Below are 16,437 nucleotides of genomic sequence, written 5' to 3' on the forward strand. Positions count from 1 at the left end.
CCGGTCGGCACCTTTCTTGAGAAGACGAGGGGGTGCGCCGGCCCCGCCGCCACGCGACGCCGGCCCGGATGCGGGCCCGTCGCGGCGGCAGAGGTCAGTGCGGAGCGATGCTCCCGACCCAGCCAGGGTACGAGAGCGCTGCGGCCATCTCTCCAGGATGCCGCACATCGAGCGTATAGCACGCGCGTTCGATTCACGGCCGGAGTCCGCCTCCTTCACCCGAACGAGTGGCGGCGCTATCGTCGGGCCATGGCTGATCACGAGCACGACCTCGCCCTGGTCGGCGAGGCCACCGACCGGCTGCTGACCGCCGTGGCCAAGCTCCCGGAGTCCGCCCTCGCCGAGCCCTCCCGGCTCCCCGGCTGGACCCGCGGCCACGTCCTGGCCCATCTCGCGCGCAACGCCGACGCCCTGGTCAACGTGCTCGCCGGACGGCCCATGTACGCCGACGCGGCGGTCCGGGACGCCGACATCGAACGGGACGCCCCGCGTCCCCTCGCCGTCCACCTCACCGACCTGCGGGACAGCTCACGGCGCTTCCTGGAGGCGGCCGCCGCCCCCGGCGACCTCTCCCGTACCGTCACCCTGCGCAACGGCGTCACGGACCGCGCCTCCCGGGTCCCCTTCCGGCGGCTGATCGAGGTCGAGCTGCACCATGTGGACCTCGGGATCGGCTACGGGCTCGCGGACCTGCCCGCCGAGTTCACCGACCGGGAGATCGGCTTCCTGGCCCGGCGGTTCTCTGGCCACCCCGGGGTGGCGGCCCTGCTGCTCGCCGCGGAGGACGGGCGGGAGTGGCGGACGGGCGGCACGGACGGCCCCCGGCTCCGCGTCTCCGGGCCCGCGCCCGCGCTGCTGGGCTGGCTCGCCGGCCGGAACGACGCCGCCGCCCTGGACGCCGGCGGGAGCCCGGTCCCGGCCCTGCCGCCGCTGTGACGCCGGTACGGCCGTGGGCACCCGCCGCCCACGGCCCGTTGTCGTACCGAGGAACTAGGCTGATCCCATGGCATACACGGGAGCGGTGAAGGTCGGCGGGCCCGCCGACGTACACGAGCTGACCGACCTGATGATCTCCAAGGTCGCGGTCGGTCCGATGCACAACAACGCCTACCTGCTGCGCTGCCGCGCGACGGACGAGCAACTGCTGATCGACGCCGCCGCCGAGCCGCACACGCTGCTCAGCCTGATCGGCGACGGCGGGATCGCCGCGGTCGTCACCACCCACCGGCACGGGGACCACTGGGGCGCGCTGCGCGAGGTGGTGGACGCCACCGGCGCCCGCACCTACGCCGGGCGGTACGACGCGGAGGGCATCCCGGTGCCCACGGACGTGCCCGTCGAGGACGGCGACACGCTGCGGGTGGGCCGGGTGCCCCTCACCGCCGTCCACCTGGTCGGGCACACGCCGGGCAGCATCGCGCTGGTCTACGACGACCCGCACGGTCCCCCGCACGTGTTCACCGGCGACTGCCTCTTCCCGGGCGGCGTCGGCAACACGCACGACGACCCCACGGCGTTCGCGAGCCTGCTCGGCGACGTGGAGACCAAGCTTTTCGGGCGGCTTCCGGACGAGACCTGGGTCTACCCCGGGCACGGCGCGGACACCACCCTCGGCGCCGAGCGGCCCCACCTCGCGGAGTGGCGCGAGCGCGGCTGGTGAGACGGGTGTGACAGCGGCGCCGGGCTCTCCGGCCCCCGTCGGCGGGGGCGCGCGTCCGCCGCCAGGCGCCGGGGGGCGCGCGTCCACCGCAGGGCAACCGGAAGCGGAGGTTCCTTCGCGCCCCCGGAAACGCGTCCGCGCGCCCCGTGTCCCGTACCGGCACGGGAAGTTGGACGGTACATGCACCGTGACGGCTCCCCCACCGGTCCTGCCGGTCCCACCGGTCTTCCCGCCATGCTCCGCCTGGCGACCGCCTCCCTCGTCGGGACGGCCATCGAGTACTACGACTTCTTCGCCTACGGCACCGCGGCCGCGCTGGTGCTGGGCCCGCTCTTCTTCCCCACCGCCTCACCCCTGATGGGCACCCTGGCGGCGTTCGGCACCTTCGGGGTGGGCTTCATCGCCCGCCCGCTGGGATCCGTGCTCTTCGGACACGTGGGCGACCGGTACGGCAGGCGCCCCGTCCTCGTCGTCTCCCTGCTGCTGACCGGCGTCGCCACCGTCGCCGTCGGGCTGGTGCCCCCGTACGCCGCGATCGGTGCCGCCGCCCCGCTGCTCCTCCTCGTGCTGCGCTTCCTCCAGGGGCTGGGCCTCGGCGGGGAGTGGGGCGGCGCCGTGCTGCTCACCACCGAGCACGCCCCCGCGCACCGCCGCGCGCTGTGGTCGTGCTTCCCCCAACTCGGCCCCCCGCTGGGCTTCCTGCTCGCCAACGGCATCACGCTCGGCCTCTCCCTCGGCCTCACCGACGCGCAGTTCCGCTCCTGGGGCTGGCGGGTGCCCTTCTGGGTGGCGGGCGTGCTCGCGGTCGGCGGCATGCTGCTCCGCAGCCGGATCAGCGAGTCCCCCGAGTTCCACGAACTCGCTCCCGGACAGCGGGCCCCGCTGCCGATCGCCGAGGTGGTCCGCGACCACTGGCGGCTCGTCCTGCTCTCCGCCGGCGGGCTGGCCATGGGCTACGCCGTCTACTACACGGTCACCACCTGGGCCCTGGCCTACGGCACCGAACGGCTCGGCGTGGACCGCACCGTCATGCTGGTCTGCGTCATGGTGGCGGTCGTCGCCTCGGGCGTGGCCACGCCGCCGCTCGCCCTCCTCGGCGACCGCGTCGGACGGCGCCCGCTGTGCCTGGCCGGCTGCGCGGCCGTCGTCCTGTGGATGTTCCCGATGGTGGCCCTGCTGCACACCGGGAACCCCGTGCTGATGACGGCGGGCTTCGTCGTGGCGATGCTGGCCTTCATGATCACGTTCGCCGTGGTCGGCGCGTATCTGCCGGAGCTCTACGCGCCCCGGGTGCGCTGCACGGGCGCCACCGTCGGCTACAACCTCGCGGGCATCCTGGGCGGCGCCGTCACACCGCTGGTCGCCACGGCCGTCACCCGGGGGGACCGGCCGCCCTGGGGCGTGGCCGTCTACCTGATCGCCGTCGCGCTGCTCAGCCTGGCCTGCTTCGCCCTGCTGCCGGAGACCCGACCCGCGTCCACGGAGGCGCCGGACGCCCCGCCGACGCCGGATGTCGCGGCGGGGAGGACCGTGGAGGCGCCGGACGCCGCACCATTGACCGGGCTCCCCGGCCCGCGGAGCGGCGCGGGCGCCTGGGAACGCGTCGGCTCAGACGTCCGCGTGGACGTCAGCGCCCTCCCGGCTCCCCTCGGCGCCGGCCCGCTCGGCCTTCGCGGAGGCGCGCAGGCTGGTGACGGTGGTGACGGCGAGCACCGCGCAGATGACGCCCAGCGAGACCGGAATGCTGATCTCCGGCACCGCCACCCCGCTCTCGTGGAGGGCGTGCAGCACCAGCTTGACGCCGATGAAGCCGAGGATGACCGACAGCCCGTACGAGAGGTGCACCAGCTTCCGCAGCAGGCCGCCTATCAGGAAGTAAAGCTGCCGCAGGCCCATGAGGGCGAAGGCGTTGGCCGTGAAGACGATGTACGCGTCCTGGGTCAGGCCGAAGATCGCCGGGATTGAGTCCAGGGCGAAGAGGACGTCCGTCGTACCGATCGCCAGCATGACGATCAGCATCGGCGTCATCAGCCGCCGTCCCCCCTCCACGACGAAGAGCTTGGTGCCGTGGTACCGGTCCGTGGAGGGGAAACGGCGTTCGACCGCCTTCAGGAAGCGGTTCTCCTCGAACTCCTCCTCCTCTTCCTCCGCCCGGGCCTCCTGGATGAGCTTCCAGGCGGTCCAGACGAGGAACGCCCCGAAGAGGTAGAAGACCCAGGAGAAGTTGGCGATGATCGCCGCGCCCGCGCCGATGAACACGGCCCGCAGGACGAGGGCTATGAGCACGCCGACCATCAGCACCCGCTGCTGGTAGGCGGCGGGCACCGCGAACTTGCCCATGATCAGGACGAAGACGAAGAGGTTGTCGACGCTCAGCGACTTCTCGGTGATGTAGCCGGCGAAGAACTCGCCCGCCGGCCGCCCACCGCCCAGGAACAGCAGGCCCAGGCCGAACAGGCCGGCGAGGACGACCCAGACGACCGTCCAGGTGCCGGCCTCCTTGAGGGAGACCTCGTGCGGCTTCCGGCCGCCGATGAAGAAGTCGGCGGCGATCAGGGCGCACAGACCGGCAACGGTCAGCAGCCACAGCGTCAGGGAGACGTCCACGGGACCTCCGGCATCTCGTACGGCAACTTCCAGCGTCGTCGCTGCCGGAGGCTCCTTCCACTCGCCGGTTCACCCGGCACCTTCGTGCCGGCCGACGCCGGGGTCGCCTCCGCACATCAACGGTACAGGAAGCACCAAGAAAGAGTAAAGAGAATCCCAAGTAGCTGCCAAGGGCAGATTCGGTCAGAGCCCGTAGGCCCGCCTCGCCTGCCCCACCTGCCACAGCACTTGCCGCACCACATCGCTGCCGGCCGGGGCCAGCGATGGCTCGTACGTCCAGGCGTGCCGTACCCACGGGTCGGCGAGGTGGTCGTCGGGCACCGGCGTGATCCGCAGGAGCGAGCGCCACAGCGGGTCGAGGACGGGGCCGAAGCCGCAGGAGTCCTCCCGGTCGGCCACCATCATCAGGTGCACGCCCACGGCGGGGCCCTCGTCCGCGAGGTAGCGGAGCTGGGTGACCGCGCGGTCGTCGAAGCCGTGCGGGAAGTCGTTGACGATCAGCAGCTGCTCGGCGGTGTCCAGGTCGGGCGGCAGCGCGTCGGCGGCTCCGCTGCGGACCGCCATCTGCACCAGGTCGACGCGCCGGGTCAGCTCGGTCAGGACGGCGGAGACCCCCTGCGCCCCGGCCGCCGGGGGACGCGCCAGCACCCCGTGCTCGACGAGCGGCGCCAGCGCCGCCGACGCCGAACCGGCCGGGTCGAGGACGTGCACGCCGAACTCCCCGACGGGGTGCACCGCCAGCAGCCGCGCGGCGTGCGCCACCGCGCAGTCCATGGCCAGCCGGCGCAGCTCGGCCGGGTCGGCCATGTCCGTGCCCGAGCCGGTCGCACGGCCGCAGTCCACCCACAGGCCGCGCTGGAGCGGCAGCCGGACCAGCATGGGGATGCGCAGGCCCCGCCGCTCCGGCAGGTGCAGATCACCCAGCCGCAGCGCCATCGGCGTCTCCAGCGGCGCCTGGTAGGCGTGCCAGACGGGGCTGTCCCAGCGGGCGAGGGCCGGCGGCAGCGCGTGCTCGACGACCTCGGCCTCGGCGGTGAGCTGGGCGAGGTCGCGGTCGAGCACGGCGCGGGCCTGCTCCACCAGGCCGCCGTGCTTGGCGCGCGCCTCCTCGCGGGCAGCGTCAGCGGCCGGCCCGATCCGGGTGGCGGGGTCGGAGAGCACCCGGTCGAGCTCCTTCTCCAGCCGCGACTCGGCGAAGCCGACCGCGCTGCGGTACGCGGCGGTGCTCCGGGCCAGATCCTCGAACATGCCCCACACCTGGTTGTACAGGCGCTCCTCCATCGTCCAGCCGGCGGCGTCCCCGGCCACGGGCTCCGGCGGCGTCCCCGGCCGGGCGGCCGGGGCGGCGGGAGCGGGCTGCGGGGGCTCGGTGGCCCGGCGGCGCGGGTGCCGGTAGTCGACCGGGCCGGCCGGCGACGGCGTCTCGGGCGCGGGGACGGCCTGCGGGGCGGCGGACGGCGCCGGCTCCGGGACGGCCGGCTCGGCGGGCCAGTCCACCGCCGACCCGGCGTGCCGGCAGCCGCTCCCGGCGTGCTGTGCCGAGGGCTGCGACGCGGAGAGCACGGCCGCGCTCCCGGCCGCCTCCGCCTCGACGACCGCGGCGAGCTCGGCGGCGCGGTCCACCCCGAGGTCGCGGAAGAGCTCGGCGAGGCCGCCCGCGTAGCCCTGGCCGACGGCCCGGACCCGCCAGGCGCCCTGGCGGCGGTAGAGCTCCAGGGCCACCAGGGCGGTCTCGGCTTCCAGTTCGGTGACGGTGAAGCTGGCGATGTCGCCGCCGGCCCCGGACAGGGCGACGAACGGCGCGGCCGTCGCCCCGAACCGCGCCGGGCCCCGGCCGCCGGGCGGCAGGGCGAGCAGGACGTGCACGCGGTGCACCGCGTCGGGCAGGGCGTCCAGTTCGACGGAGAGCCGTTGCGCCGCCGCGACGCCGGCCGGCACCTCCACGCCCGGCAGCCGCGGGGAGCCGGGCCGGGCGACCCGGCCGGCGTCCGGAACCCTGCCGTCCGCGCCGCCGAGCGCGGCCCCCACCACCACCGGATCCCCCGCCGAGACCCGGATCTCCAACCGGCTCTCGGTCAGCGGGTGGTTCTGCCCCCGTACCAGCTCGGCCGTCATCGCCCTGCTCCCCCTCCTCTGTGTCCTGTGCGCCGCAGAGGCCCGGTGGCGCCGCGCCACCGGGCCGTTCCGTACTGTCCGTGCTCCCGTGTCCGCCCCGTCGGACCCGCCCCGTCGGCGGTCTACAGGATGGTCGCGATCACCGGGTAGAGGTCGTGGATCGTGCGGCCGTTGGACGGGGTGCCGATGGCCGTCATCTGCCAGCCGCCGCCCACCCGGTGGACCTTCGCCATGATCTGCGCGGTGTACGGGCCGCCGCCGTCGAGCGTGTAGCGGGCCAGCTCCTGGCCGGTGTTGTCGTCGACCAGCCGGCAGTGGGCGCTGGTGATCTCGGAGAAGGTCTGCCCGCTGAAGGAGTTCACCGCGAAGACGATCTGGTCGACGTGGACGGGCACCCGGTCGAGGTCGACCAGGATCGTCTCGTCGTCGCCGCCGGTGCCGGCGCCGCCGACCAGGTTGTCCCCGGTGTGCCGCACCGAACCGTCGTGGCTCACCAGGTGGTTGAACCAGACGTCGTCGATGTGCTGGCCGTCGGCGAACATGCTCGCGGAGGCATCGAGGTCGATCTCCGTGGTGCGCGACCTGAACAGTCCCCGGCGCGGGGCCGACTTCCAGCCCAGCCCCATCCGCACCGCGGTCAGGCTTCCCCCGCCGGCCTTCTGCAGGCTGATGCCCTGACCCTTGGACAAGTTGACTGTCACGCGCGGTCCCTTCTCATTCGTCGTTCGGTCACCGTCGTACGGCGTCGTACGGTGCTTCCCCCGGAACGCCGCACGCGTGCGCGGCGCATGGAACGACCCTATGCACTCCCGCTCCCGCCTGCTCCACCCAGGGCGGTTTGTGGCGGTCTTGCAACATCTCCGCCGGGCCTTTCCAGACAAAGGGGCCGGACAACGGAGCCGGACGAAGGAACCGCGGCCTCCGCCCCCGGCGACCCCACCCGGGGGGGCCACCGGGGGCGGAAACACCGTCAGGCGACCCCCGCCTCCTTCATCTGCCGCAGCTCCTTCTTCAGCTCGCCGACCTCGTCGCGCAGCCGCGCGGCGACCTCGAACTGGAGCTCCGCGGCGGCGGCCCGCATGCGGTCCGTCATGTCCTCGATGAGCTGCGCGAGTTCCGCCGCCGGCCGGTCGGTCGCGACGGCCGGCTTCGCCTTGCCCCTCTTGCCGCCGCCGGCGGCCGTCGGGACGGGCGCCTTCCCCTTCTTCTCGCCGCCCTTGCCCTTGTCCGCCGGCTGCCGGTAGCCCGAGCCCAGCAGCTCCTGGGTGTCGATCTCCTCGCGGACGATGGTGGCGACGATGTCACCGATCTTCTTCCGCAGCGGCTGCGGGTCGATGCCCCGCTCCTTGTTGTACGCGATCTGCTTGGCGCGGCGCCGGTTGGTCTCGTCGATGGCCTTCTCCATCGCCGGAGTGATTTTGTCGGCGTACATGTGCACCTGGCCGGAGACGTTGCGCGCCGCGCGGCCGATGGTCTGGATCAGCGAGGTGCCGGAGCGCAGGAAGCCCTCCTTGTCGGCGTCGAGGATCGCCACCAGCGACACCTCGGGCAGGTCGAGGCCCTCGCGCAGCAGGTTGATGCCCACCAGCACGTCGTACTCACCGGCCCGCAGCTCGCGCAGCAGCTCGACGCGGCGCAGGGTGTCGACGTCGCTGTGCAGGTAGCGCACCTGGATGCCGAGCTCCAGGAAGTAGTCCGTCAGATCCTCGGCCATCTTCTTGGTGAGCGTGGTGACCAGGACCCGCTCGTCCTTCTCGGTGCGCTCGCGGATCTCGTGCACCAGGTCGTCGATCTGGCCCTCGGTCGGCTTGACGACGACCTCCGGGTCGACCAGCCCGGTGGGCCGGATGATCTGCTCGACGTAGCCGTCGGACTTCGCCAGCTCGTACTTCCCGGGCGTCGCCGACAGGTAGACGGTCTGCCCGATGCGCTCGGTGAACTCCTCCCACTTCAACGGGCGGTTGTCCATGGCGGACGGCAGCCGGAAGCCGTGCTCGACCAGGGTGCGCTTGCGGGAGGCGTCGCCCTCGTACATGGCGCCGATCTGCGGCACGGTGACGTGCGACTCGTCGATGACGAGGAGGAAGTCGTCGGGGAAGAAGTCCAGCAGGGTGTTGGGCGGGGAGCCGGGCTCGCGGTCGTCCATGTGCAGCGAGTAGTTCTCGATGCCGGAGCAGGAGCCGATCTGGCGCATCATCTCGATGTCGTACGTGGTGCGCATGCGCAGCCGCTGGGCCTCCAGCAGCTTGCCCTGCTTCTCCATCCGCGCCAGGGTCTCCTCCAGCTCCGCCTCGATCCCGGCGATGGCCTTCTCCATCCGCTCGGGGCCGGCGACGTAATGGCTGGCGGGGAAGACGTACAGCTCCTGGTCGTCCGAGATGACCTCGCCGGTCAGCGGGTGCAGCGTGGACAGCGCCTCGATCTCGTCGCCGAACATCTCGATGCGGACGGCCAGTTCCTCGTAGACCGGGAAGATCTCGATGGTGTCCCCGCGCACCCGGAAGGTGCCCCGGGTGAAGGCCAGGTCGTTGCGCGTGTACTGGATCTCCACGAAGCGGCGGAGCAGATCGTCCCGGTCGATCTCCTCGCCCACCTTGAGCGGAACCATACGGTCCACGTACTCCTGGGGCGTGCCCAGGCCGTAGATGCAGGACACCGAGGCCACCACGACCACGTCCCGCCGGGTGAGCAGCGAGTTGGTCGCGGAGTGCCGCAGCCGCTCCACCTCCTCGTTGATCGAGGAGTCCTTCTCGATGTAGGTGTCCGACTGGGGGACGTACGCCTCGGGCTGGTAGTAGTCGTAGTACGAGACGAAGTACTCGACGGCGTTGTTGGGCAGGAGCTCGCGGAACTCGTTGGCGAGCTGGGCCGCGAGCGTCTTGTTGGGCGCCATGACGAGCGTCGGCCGCTGGAGCTTCTCGATCATCCACGCCGTGGTCGCCGACTTGCCGGTACCGGTCGCGCCGAGCAGGACGACGTCCTTCTCGCCCGCGCGGATGCGCTTCTCCAGCTCCGCGATGGCAGCCGGCTGGTCACCGCTGGGCTGGTAGGGACTGACGACCTCGAAAGGCGCCACTGTGCGTTCGATCTGGGAAACGGGCCGCATGGGACCACCGTACGACCTGCCACTGACAATGGCCGGTGCGGCAGCCCTCACCTGCGGTTTTCCCAGGTGAACCGGAGGTGAGGATCCGACGGCGATCCGCTGCCCGGCCGCCCTTCCTGCTGCGCGGGGGCGGGGGTTTCCGGTACGACTGTCTTCGTACGCCCGTCTCCGTACGCCATGGACCGGTCGCCACCGCGCCCGGCACCCCGGACGCCGCGAGGAGCCCCGATGCGCATCCGCCCCGCCTCCCCCGTGACCCGTACCCTCCTCGGCCTGGCCGTGACCGTCCCGGTCGCGCTGGGCCTCGTCGCACCGGCCGCCGAGGCCGCGCCGGACGCCGCTGCCACGGGACGCGCCCGGGCGCCGCTCACGATCGGGCACCGCGGGGTGCCGGTCCAGGCCCCCGAGAACACCCTGGCCTCCATCGACAGAGCCGCCCGGCTGGGCGTCGGCTGGGTGGAGAACGACGTCCAGCGCACCAAGGACGGCAAGCTGGTCGTCATCCACGACACCACCCTCACCCGGACCACCGACGCCAAGAAGCGCTTCCCGGACCGGGCGCCCTGGAAGGTCGGCGACTTCACGCTGGCCGAGATCCGCAAGCTGGACGCGGGCAGCTGGTTCGACCGCCGCTTCGCCGGCGAGCGCGTCCCGACCCTCGACGGCTACCTCCGGCGCGTCGACCACAACCGCCAGAAGCTGCTCCTGGAGGTCAAGGCGCCCGAGCTGTACCCGGGCATCGAGCGGCAGCTGGTGGCGGAGCTCCGCAGGACCGGCTGGCTCGACCGGCGGCACGTCGGCGGCCGGCTCGTCGTCCAGAGCTTCAACGCGGCCTCGCTCCGCGCCTTCCACGGTCTGCGCCCCGATGTGAAGACAGGCTTCCTCGGCGCGCCCAAGCCTGCCGAACTCCGCGACTACGCCACGTTCGCCGACCAGATCAATCCCGACCACACCAAGGTCAACGCGGCCTGGGTGAGGTCGGTGCACGGCGTCAGGGGTCCGCACGGCCGGCGGCTGGAGATCTCCGCCTGGACCGTGGACGACCCCGGCCGCGCGGTCGCCCTGGCCCACCTCGGCGTGGACGCGATCATCACCAACGCCCCGCACGTGATCGCGGACGCGCTGAAGGAGGACGCCGAGGACACGGGCGGCCGCCCGCTCACCCTGACGGACCCCGCAGACGCGGCCTGACCTGCGCGGACGGCCCGTTGTCAGTGGCACCCCCTAACGTTCCGGGCAGTGAAGGGCGGCCGTCCGGGGCCGCCGGGGAAGGGGGCCTGCCATGTCCGTCACACCGTCCGCGTCCGGCGCGTCCGAGCGCACCTACCTGGAGCTCTCGCAGGAGGGCGCCGGCGCGCACAAGTTCTACGAGGTGACGGTGGACGGCACGACCGTCACCGTCCGCTACGGCCGGATCGGCGCGGCGGGCCAGGTGCAGACCTCGTCCTTCGCCACCGAGGACAAGGCCCGGGCCGCCGCCGCGAAGAAGGTCGGGGAGAAAGTCCGCAAGGGTTACGCGCCGGCCGTGCCGGGCGGCCGGGCCGCCCGCCCGGTGACGCGCCGCCAGGTGGACTCGGCGCCCTCGACCGCCCGCGCGGTCGCCCCGGTGCTGTGGCGCTTCCGCACGGGCGCCGCGGCCTTCGGCATCCACGTCGACGAGGACCGCTGCTGGGTCGGCAACCAGGCCGGCGACGTCTTCACCCTCGGCCACGGCGGCGAGGTCCTCGCCCGCTACAAGCTGCCGGACGGCGTCAAGTGCCTGGTGGCGGACGACTTCTGGATCTACGCCGGGTGTGACGACGGCACCGTCTACGACCTGTCGTCCAAGCTGCCCTTCGCGGCCTACGAGGTCACGCCCTCCGTCGACATCTTCTGGCTGGACATCCACGAGGGCGTGCTCAACGTGGCCGACCGGGACGGCGGTCTGACCGTCATCGACCACGAGGACGAGCACCAGTGGTCACGCCGGAGCGACGGCTCCTACGCGTGGATGGTCCGCCGGGACGCGCACGCCGTCTACCACGGCCACTCCACGGGCGTGACCGCCTACGCCCCCGACGGCGGCGGCCGGCTCTGGCACAGCCCGACCGACGGCCCGGTCCTCTTCGGCTGGCAGGAGGACCGCTCCGTCTACGCCGGCACCGCCCGGCGCAGCGTGCAGCGGCTGTCGAAGGCGACGGGCCGCATCGAGGCGACCTACCGGTGCGACGCGGTCGTCTACTCCTGCGCCACCGCGCCCGGTGGCCGCTACGTCTTCGCGGGCGACAACTCCTCGTCCGTCTACTGCTTCGACGCCGACGGCACCCGGCTGTGGAAGCTCGGCACCGGCAGCGGCTCGGCGCTGTCCATGCAGTACCTGGACGAGCGGCTGTACATGGTCACCACCGACGGCTCCCTCGTGTGCGTGGACGCCTCGGACGCCGCGATCACCGCCGCCCGTTCCGGCACCGTCCCGGTGCCGCGCGACATCAAGTCGGCCGCCGCCCTGCCCACGTACACCCCGGCGACCGCAGTGGCCACCGTCGAGGCCGTCCCGGCGTCGGGCGTCGTGGTCGAGTGCGTCCAGGAAGGCGGACGGCTCCGCGTGCACGTGGTGTCCGAGGGCTACGAGCCCGCCTGGAACGTCCAGTTCCCGCGCCACATCCGCCGGGCGGGCGCCCGCTACGTCGTCGACGCGCTGGCACCGGCCTCCGGAGGCTTCTACCGCGTCCGGGGCGAGATACGGCAGCTGGTCTGACCCGGGCGGCCCCGGAGAGAGGCATTCGGCCCGGGTTCCGCCCGCCCGGCGGCGGGTGGATCCTGGGAGGGGGAGATGGTGCCCATGCGTACGGGAAACGAGCCCCTCACGGCCCGCAGCCCGCTGCGGCTGCGCTGCGGGCTGGCCGTCTTCGGCCTGGTGTTCTCCGGCGCGGGAGCCGCGCTGTTCGCTCTCACCGGCCATCCCGGCTGGGCGGCGGCCTTCGCGGCCCTGGCCCTGGTGACCGTCGCGGATCTTTCGGTGGTGATCCACCACATCCACCAGGGCGCGCACTACCAGCCGGGCCGCGACGTGCCGCCCTACGAACCGCTCCGGGACGACAGGCCGCCGGGTCCACGGCCCTGACCGCGCCGCCGGCCCGCCGCGCCGGGCGCCCTCAGCCCTTGTCGTCGAAGCGGGCCGCCGCCACGAAGTCCGGCCGGGGGTCGAGCGCCGCGGCCAGCCGGAAGTGCCGTACGGCCTCCTCGGGCCGGCCCGAGCGTACGAGCGTCCGGCCGAGGGCGAAGTGGGCGAAGGCGTTGTCCGGTTCGCGTTCCAGCACGTGCTGGAACTCGCGCTCGGCCGGGCGGAGCCGGGCGGCGGCGAAGTAGGCGCGCGCCCGCAGCAGGCGGGCCGCGGTGTTCTCCGGATGGGAGGCGATGACCGAGTCCAGCAGCTTGACCGCGCCGCGCGGATCGCGGGCGTCCAGCAGCCGCTCGGCGGAGCGGAAGTCGATGACGTGGGTCTCGGGTGTCGGCTCGGCCACGGGCACGGTCCCTTCCCTGTCGAAAATCCCGAAGGACGCGGCCCGCACAACGCCGGGGCGTCAAGCCCTATTCCCGGCCGTGCAGCGGAGGGCCGCGCGTGGCTCTAGGAGTCCCCTCGCCCCTCCGCCGCCCGCGCGCACAGCCCGGCCCACACCTCGTCCACCCGGGCCTCCAGCTCGGCCACCGGACCGTCGTTGGCGATCACGATGTCGGCCGCCGCGAGCCGCTGTTCACGCGTGGCCTGGGCGGCCATCCGGGCCCTGGCCTCCTCCGGCGCCATGCCCCGCAGCCGCACCAGCCGGTCCAGCCGCGTGTCCTCCCGGGCGTCGACCACCACGACCAGGTCGTACAGCGGGGCCAGGCCGTTCTCGACCAGGAGCGGCACATCGTGCACGACGACCGCGTCCGGCGCCGCCGCGGCCTCCAGTTCGGCCGACCGGGCCCGCACCAGCGGATGGACGATGGCGTTCAGCGCGGCCAGCCGCCCGGCGTCGGCGAAGACGACCGCACCGAGGCGGGGACGGTCCAGGGAGCCGTCCGGAGCCAGCACCTCCGGCCCGAACTCGGCGACGATCGCGGCCAGTCCGACCGTCCCCGGCTCCACCACCTCCCGCGCGATCCGGTCCGAGTCGACGATCACCGCTCCGTGCGCGGCCAACCGCCGCGACACCTCGCTCTTGCCCGCGCCGATACCGCCCGTGAGACCCACCTTCACCATGGGCCCCACGCTATCGGCCGCCGGTTCACCGGCCGCCCTCGCCCTCCCGGTCGGCGAGGAACCGCTCGAACTCCGCGCCGAGTTCGTCCGCGGAGGGCAGTTCCAGGGGCTCGGCGACGAGGTTCCCGCGCGTCTCCGCGCCGGCCATCGCGTCGTACTGGTGCTCCAGCCCGCGGACGAGCGCCACCAGCTCCTCGTCCCCCTCGGCGACCTGCCGCTCGATCTCCTCCTGGGTGCGCAGCGCCTGACTGCGCAGCGCGTGCGCGGCGTTGGGCAGCACCAGGCCGGTGGCCGAGGTGATCGCCTCCAGGGTGACCAGCGCGGCGTCCGGGTAGGGCGAGCGGGCGACGTAGTGCGGAACGTGGGCGGCGATGCCGAGGACGTCGTGGCCCGCCTCCGTCAGCCGGTACTCGAGGAGCGCCTCGGCGCTGCCGGGCACCTGCGCCTCGTCGAAGTGGCCGCGGTGGCCCGGCACCAGCTCCGCGCGGTTGCCGTGCGGGGTGATGCCGACGGGGCGGGTGTGCGGCACGCCCATAGGGATGCCGTGGAAGTTGACCGAAAGGCGTACGTTCAGCCGTTCCACCAACTCCCGTACGGCGGCGGCGAACCGCTCCCACTCGACGTCCGGTTCCGGCCCGGACAGCAGGAGGAACGGCGCGCCGGTGGCGTCCTGGACCAGCCGCAGCTCGATCTTCGGCGTCTCGTAGGCGCTCCAGCGGTCCCGCTGGAAGGTCAGCAGCGGGCGGCGCGCCCGGTAGTCGATGAGCCGGTCGTGGTCGAAGCGGGCCACGACCTGGTTCGGCAGCTGGTCGAGCAGCCGCTCGACGATCTGCTCACCGGTCGCTCCGGCGTCGATGTAGCCCTCGAAGTGGTAGAGCATGACCAGGCCGGCGGTTTCCTGAGCCAGGGCCAGGTCGGCCACGGCGAGCCCCTTGGGCTCCCATTCGTACAAACCCTGCGGATCCAACACGGTGACCGTTCCTCCTCATGTTCCTTGGGAGGGAACGCCCTTGACCGCCGCCGCCATTCCCGGGCCCGGCCCGCACGCCCCGGAACGCGCGTGAGGCCCGCTCCCCCGAAGGGGAACGGGCCTCACGTCAGCCTGCGGTCAGCCGCGGCCGGTCAGAGCCTCAGCTCTGGCCGCCGGCGAGCTTCTCGCGGAGGGCGGCCAGCGCCTCGTCCGACGCCAGGGCGCCGGAGGTGTCGGCCGACTCCGAGGAGTACGAACCGCCGGAGACGTTGCCGGCACCGGAGGCGGCGGCCGGAGCGGCAGCACCCTCGGCAGCGGCCTGCTCGTCGGCCTCGCGGGACTTGATGACCTGCGCCTGGTGCTGCTCGAAGCGCTGCTGCGCCTCGGCGTACTGGCGCTCCCACTCCTCGCGCTGCTTCTCGTAACCCGGCAGCCAGTCGTTGGCCTCGGGGTCGAAGCCCTCGGGGTAGATGTAGTTGCCCTGGTCGTCGTAGGACGCAGCCATGCCGTACAGGGTCGGGTCGAACTCGACCACGGACGGGTCGGCACCGAAGGACTCGTTGGCCTGCTTCAGCGAGAGGCTGATGCGGCGGCGCTCGAGGTCGATGTCGATGACCTTGACGAAGATCTCGTCGTTGACCTGGACGACCTGCTCCGGGATCTCCACGTGGCGCTCGGCCAGCTCGGAGATGTGGACCAGGCCCTCGATGCCCTCGTCGACGCGCACGAACGCACCGAACGGAACGAGCTTGGTGACCTTACCCGGGACGACCTGACCGATCTGGTGGGTCCGGGCGAACTGCTGCCACGGGTCTTCCTGGGTCGCCTTGAGCGACAGGGAGACGCGCTCGCGGTCCATGTCGACGTCCAGGACCTCGACCGTGACCTCCTGGCCGACCTCGACGACCTCGGACGGGTGGTCGATGTGCTTCCAGGACAGCTCGGAGACGTGGACGAGACCGTCGACGCCACCCAGGTCCACGAAGGCACCGAAGTTGACGATGGAGGAGACGACGCCGGAGCGCACCTGACCCTTCTGGAGGGTGGTGAGGAAGGTCTGGCGGACCTCGCTCTGGGTCTGCTCCAGCCAGGCGCGGCGGGACAGGACCACGTTGTTGCGGTTCTTGTCCAGCTCGATGATCTTCGCCTCGAGCTCCTTGCCCACGTAGGGCTGGAGGTCGCGGACGCGACGCATCTCGACCAGGGAGGCCGGGAGGAAGCCGCGGAGGCCGATGTCGAGGATGAGACCACCCTTGACGACCTCGATGACGGTACCGGTGACGATCCCGTCCTCTTCCTTGATCTTCTCGATGGTGCCCCAGGCACGCTCGTACTGGGCGCGCTTCTTCGAGAGGATCAGGCGGCCTTCCTTGTCCTCCTTCTGGAGAACGAGGGCCTCGACCTGGTCACCGACGCTGACGACCTCATTCGGGTCGACGTCGTGCTTGATCGAGAGCTCGCGGGAAGGGATGACGCCTTCGGTCTTGTAACCGATGTCGAGCAGGACCTCGTCCCGGTCGACCTTCACGATGACGCCGTCGACGATGTCGCCGTCGTTGAAGTACTTGATCGTCTCGTCGATCGCGGCGAGGAAGGCTTCCTCGTTACCGATGTCGTTGACCGCAACCTGCGGGGTGGTGGCGGTGGTCTCGGTGCTGCTCGTCATGTGGGAAAGGGCTCCGGTACGGACATTGAGTCGTAGGTACTGCTACGCCATGAGCCCGTGTATCGCACCGCCGAAGCCGGACAGCTTAGAA

At 72.4% G+C, this 16,437-nt stretch carries 13 protein-coding genes and 1 pseudogene; 6 read left to right on the forward strand and 8 right to left on the reverse strand.

Annotated features, from left to right (window positions below; all coding sequences use genetic code 11):
* The first annotated feature begins 249 nt into the window (after positions 1-249).
* The 3 genes and pseudogenes from ACH4PU_RS21030 to ACH4PU_RS21040 form a co-directional block, all read left to right on the forward strand.
* Complete coding sequence (locus tag ACH4PU_RS21030; RefSeq protein ID WP_398273958.1) at positions 250-936, forward strand: maleylpyruvate isomerase family mycothiol-dependent enzyme; 687 nt, start codon at positions 250-252, stop codon at positions 934-936.
* Between the two features lie 67 nt (positions 937-1,003).
* Positions 1,004-1,660, forward strand: a complete 657-nt coding sequence (locus ACH4PU_RS21035; protein WP_398273961.1) for an MBL fold metallo-hydrolase — start codon at positions 1,004-1,006, stop codon at positions 1,658-1,660.
* 234 nt (positions 1,661-1,894) lie between these two features.
* A pseudogene (locus ACH4PU_RS21040) lies at positions 1,895-3,172 on the forward strand (MFS transporter); the annotation flags it as partial.
* 96 nt (positions 3,173-3,268) lie between these two features.
* On the opposite strand, the gene ACH4PU_RS21045 reads toward ACH4PU_RS21040, so the two are convergent.
* The 4 genes from ACH4PU_RS21045 to uvrB form a co-directional block, all read right to left on the reverse strand.
* The gene (locus ACH4PU_RS21045) at positions 3,269-4,267 is read right to left on the reverse strand and encodes a TerC family protein (RefSeq protein WP_398273964.1); all 999 of its coding nucleotides are present in this window, start codon (positions 4,265-4,267) and stop codon (positions 3,269-3,271) included.
* Between the two features lie 183 nt (positions 4,268-4,450).
* Entirely contained in the window at positions 4,451-6,382 is a 1,932-nt protein-coding gene (locus tag ACH4PU_RS21050; RefSeq protein WP_398273967.1) for a TerD family protein, read from the reverse strand.
* Between the two features lie 122 nt (positions 6,383-6,504).
* The gene (locus ACH4PU_RS21055; RefSeq protein ID WP_185943706.1) at positions 6,505-7,083 is read right to left on the reverse strand and encodes a TerD family protein; all 579 of its coding nucleotides are present in this window, start codon (positions 7,081-7,083) and stop codon (positions 6,505-6,507) included.
* A gap of 269 nt (positions 7,084-7,352) precedes the next feature.
* A complete protein-coding gene (uvrB, locus tag ACH4PU_RS21060; RefSeq protein ID WP_398273972.1) occupies positions 7,353-9,488 on the reverse strand; it encodes an excinuclease ABC subunit UvrB in 2,136 nt (711 codons plus the stop codon).
* A 228-nt stretch (positions 9,489-9,716) separates the two neighbouring features.
* Between uvrB and ACH4PU_RS21065 the strand changes: the two genes are divergently transcribed.
* The 3 genes from ACH4PU_RS21065 (at position 9,717) to ACH4PU_RS21075 (ending at position 12,591) form a co-directional block, all read left to right on the forward strand.
* The gene (locus tag ACH4PU_RS21065; protein ID WP_398273975.1) at positions 9,717-10,679 is read left to right on the forward strand and encodes a glycerophosphodiester phosphodiesterase; all 963 of its coding nucleotides are present in this window, start codon (positions 9,717-9,719) and stop codon (positions 10,677-10,679) included.
* A 91-nt stretch (positions 10,680-10,770) separates the two neighbouring features.
* Positions 10,771-12,225 (forward strand): WGR domain-containing protein, encoded by a 1,455-nt coding sequence (locus ACH4PU_RS21070; RefSeq protein WP_398273978.1) that lies wholly within the window; start codon positions 10,771-10,773, stop codon positions 12,223-12,225.
* An 84-nt stretch (positions 12,226-12,309) separates the two neighbouring features.
* Positions 12,310-12,591: a DUF6343 family protein gene (locus tag ACH4PU_RS21075; protein WP_398273981.1), complete on the forward strand. Its 282-nt coding sequence runs from the start codon at positions 12,310-12,312 to the stop codon at positions 12,589-12,591.
* Positions 12,592-12,622: 31 nt separating this feature from the next.
* On the opposite strand, the gene ACH4PU_RS21080 is transcribed toward ACH4PU_RS21075, so the two are convergent.
* From ACH4PU_RS21080 to rpsA, 4 genes are all read right to left on the reverse strand, one after another.
* Positions 12,623-12,991: a tetratricopeptide repeat protein gene (locus ACH4PU_RS21080; protein WP_185943701.1), complete on the reverse strand. Its 369-nt coding sequence runs from the start codon at positions 12,989-12,991 to the stop codon at positions 12,623-12,625.
* A gap of 104 nt (positions 12,992-13,095) precedes the next feature.
* Positions 13,096-13,710 carry a dephospho-CoA kinase gene (gene coaE / locus ACH4PU_RS21085; protein WP_398273985.1) on the reverse strand — a complete coding sequence of 205 codons (615 nt, stop codon included), beginning with the start codon at positions 13,708-13,710 and terminating at the stop codon, positions 13,096-13,098.
* A 25-nt stretch (positions 13,711-13,735) separates the two neighbouring features.
* Positions 13,736-14,680 (reverse strand): proteasome assembly chaperone family protein, encoded by a 945-nt coding sequence (locus ACH4PU_RS21090; protein ID WP_398273988.1) that lies wholly within the window; start codon positions 14,678-14,680, stop codon positions 13,736-13,738.
* A 160-nt stretch (positions 14,681-14,840) separates the two neighbouring features.
* Positions 14,841-16,346 carry a 30S ribosomal protein S1 gene (rpsA, locus tag ACH4PU_RS21095; protein WP_185943698.1) on the reverse strand — a complete coding sequence of 502 codons (1,506 nt, stop codon included), beginning with the start codon at positions 16,344-16,346 and terminating at the stop codon, positions 14,841-14,843.
* Positions 16,347-16,437: the final 91 nt, after the last annotated feature.

Origin of the sequence: Streptomyces sp. NPDC021100 (assembly GCF_044333095.1) — a bacterium.
Lineage (GTDB): Bacteria > Actinomycetota > Actinomycetes > Streptomycetales > Streptomycetaceae > Streptomyces.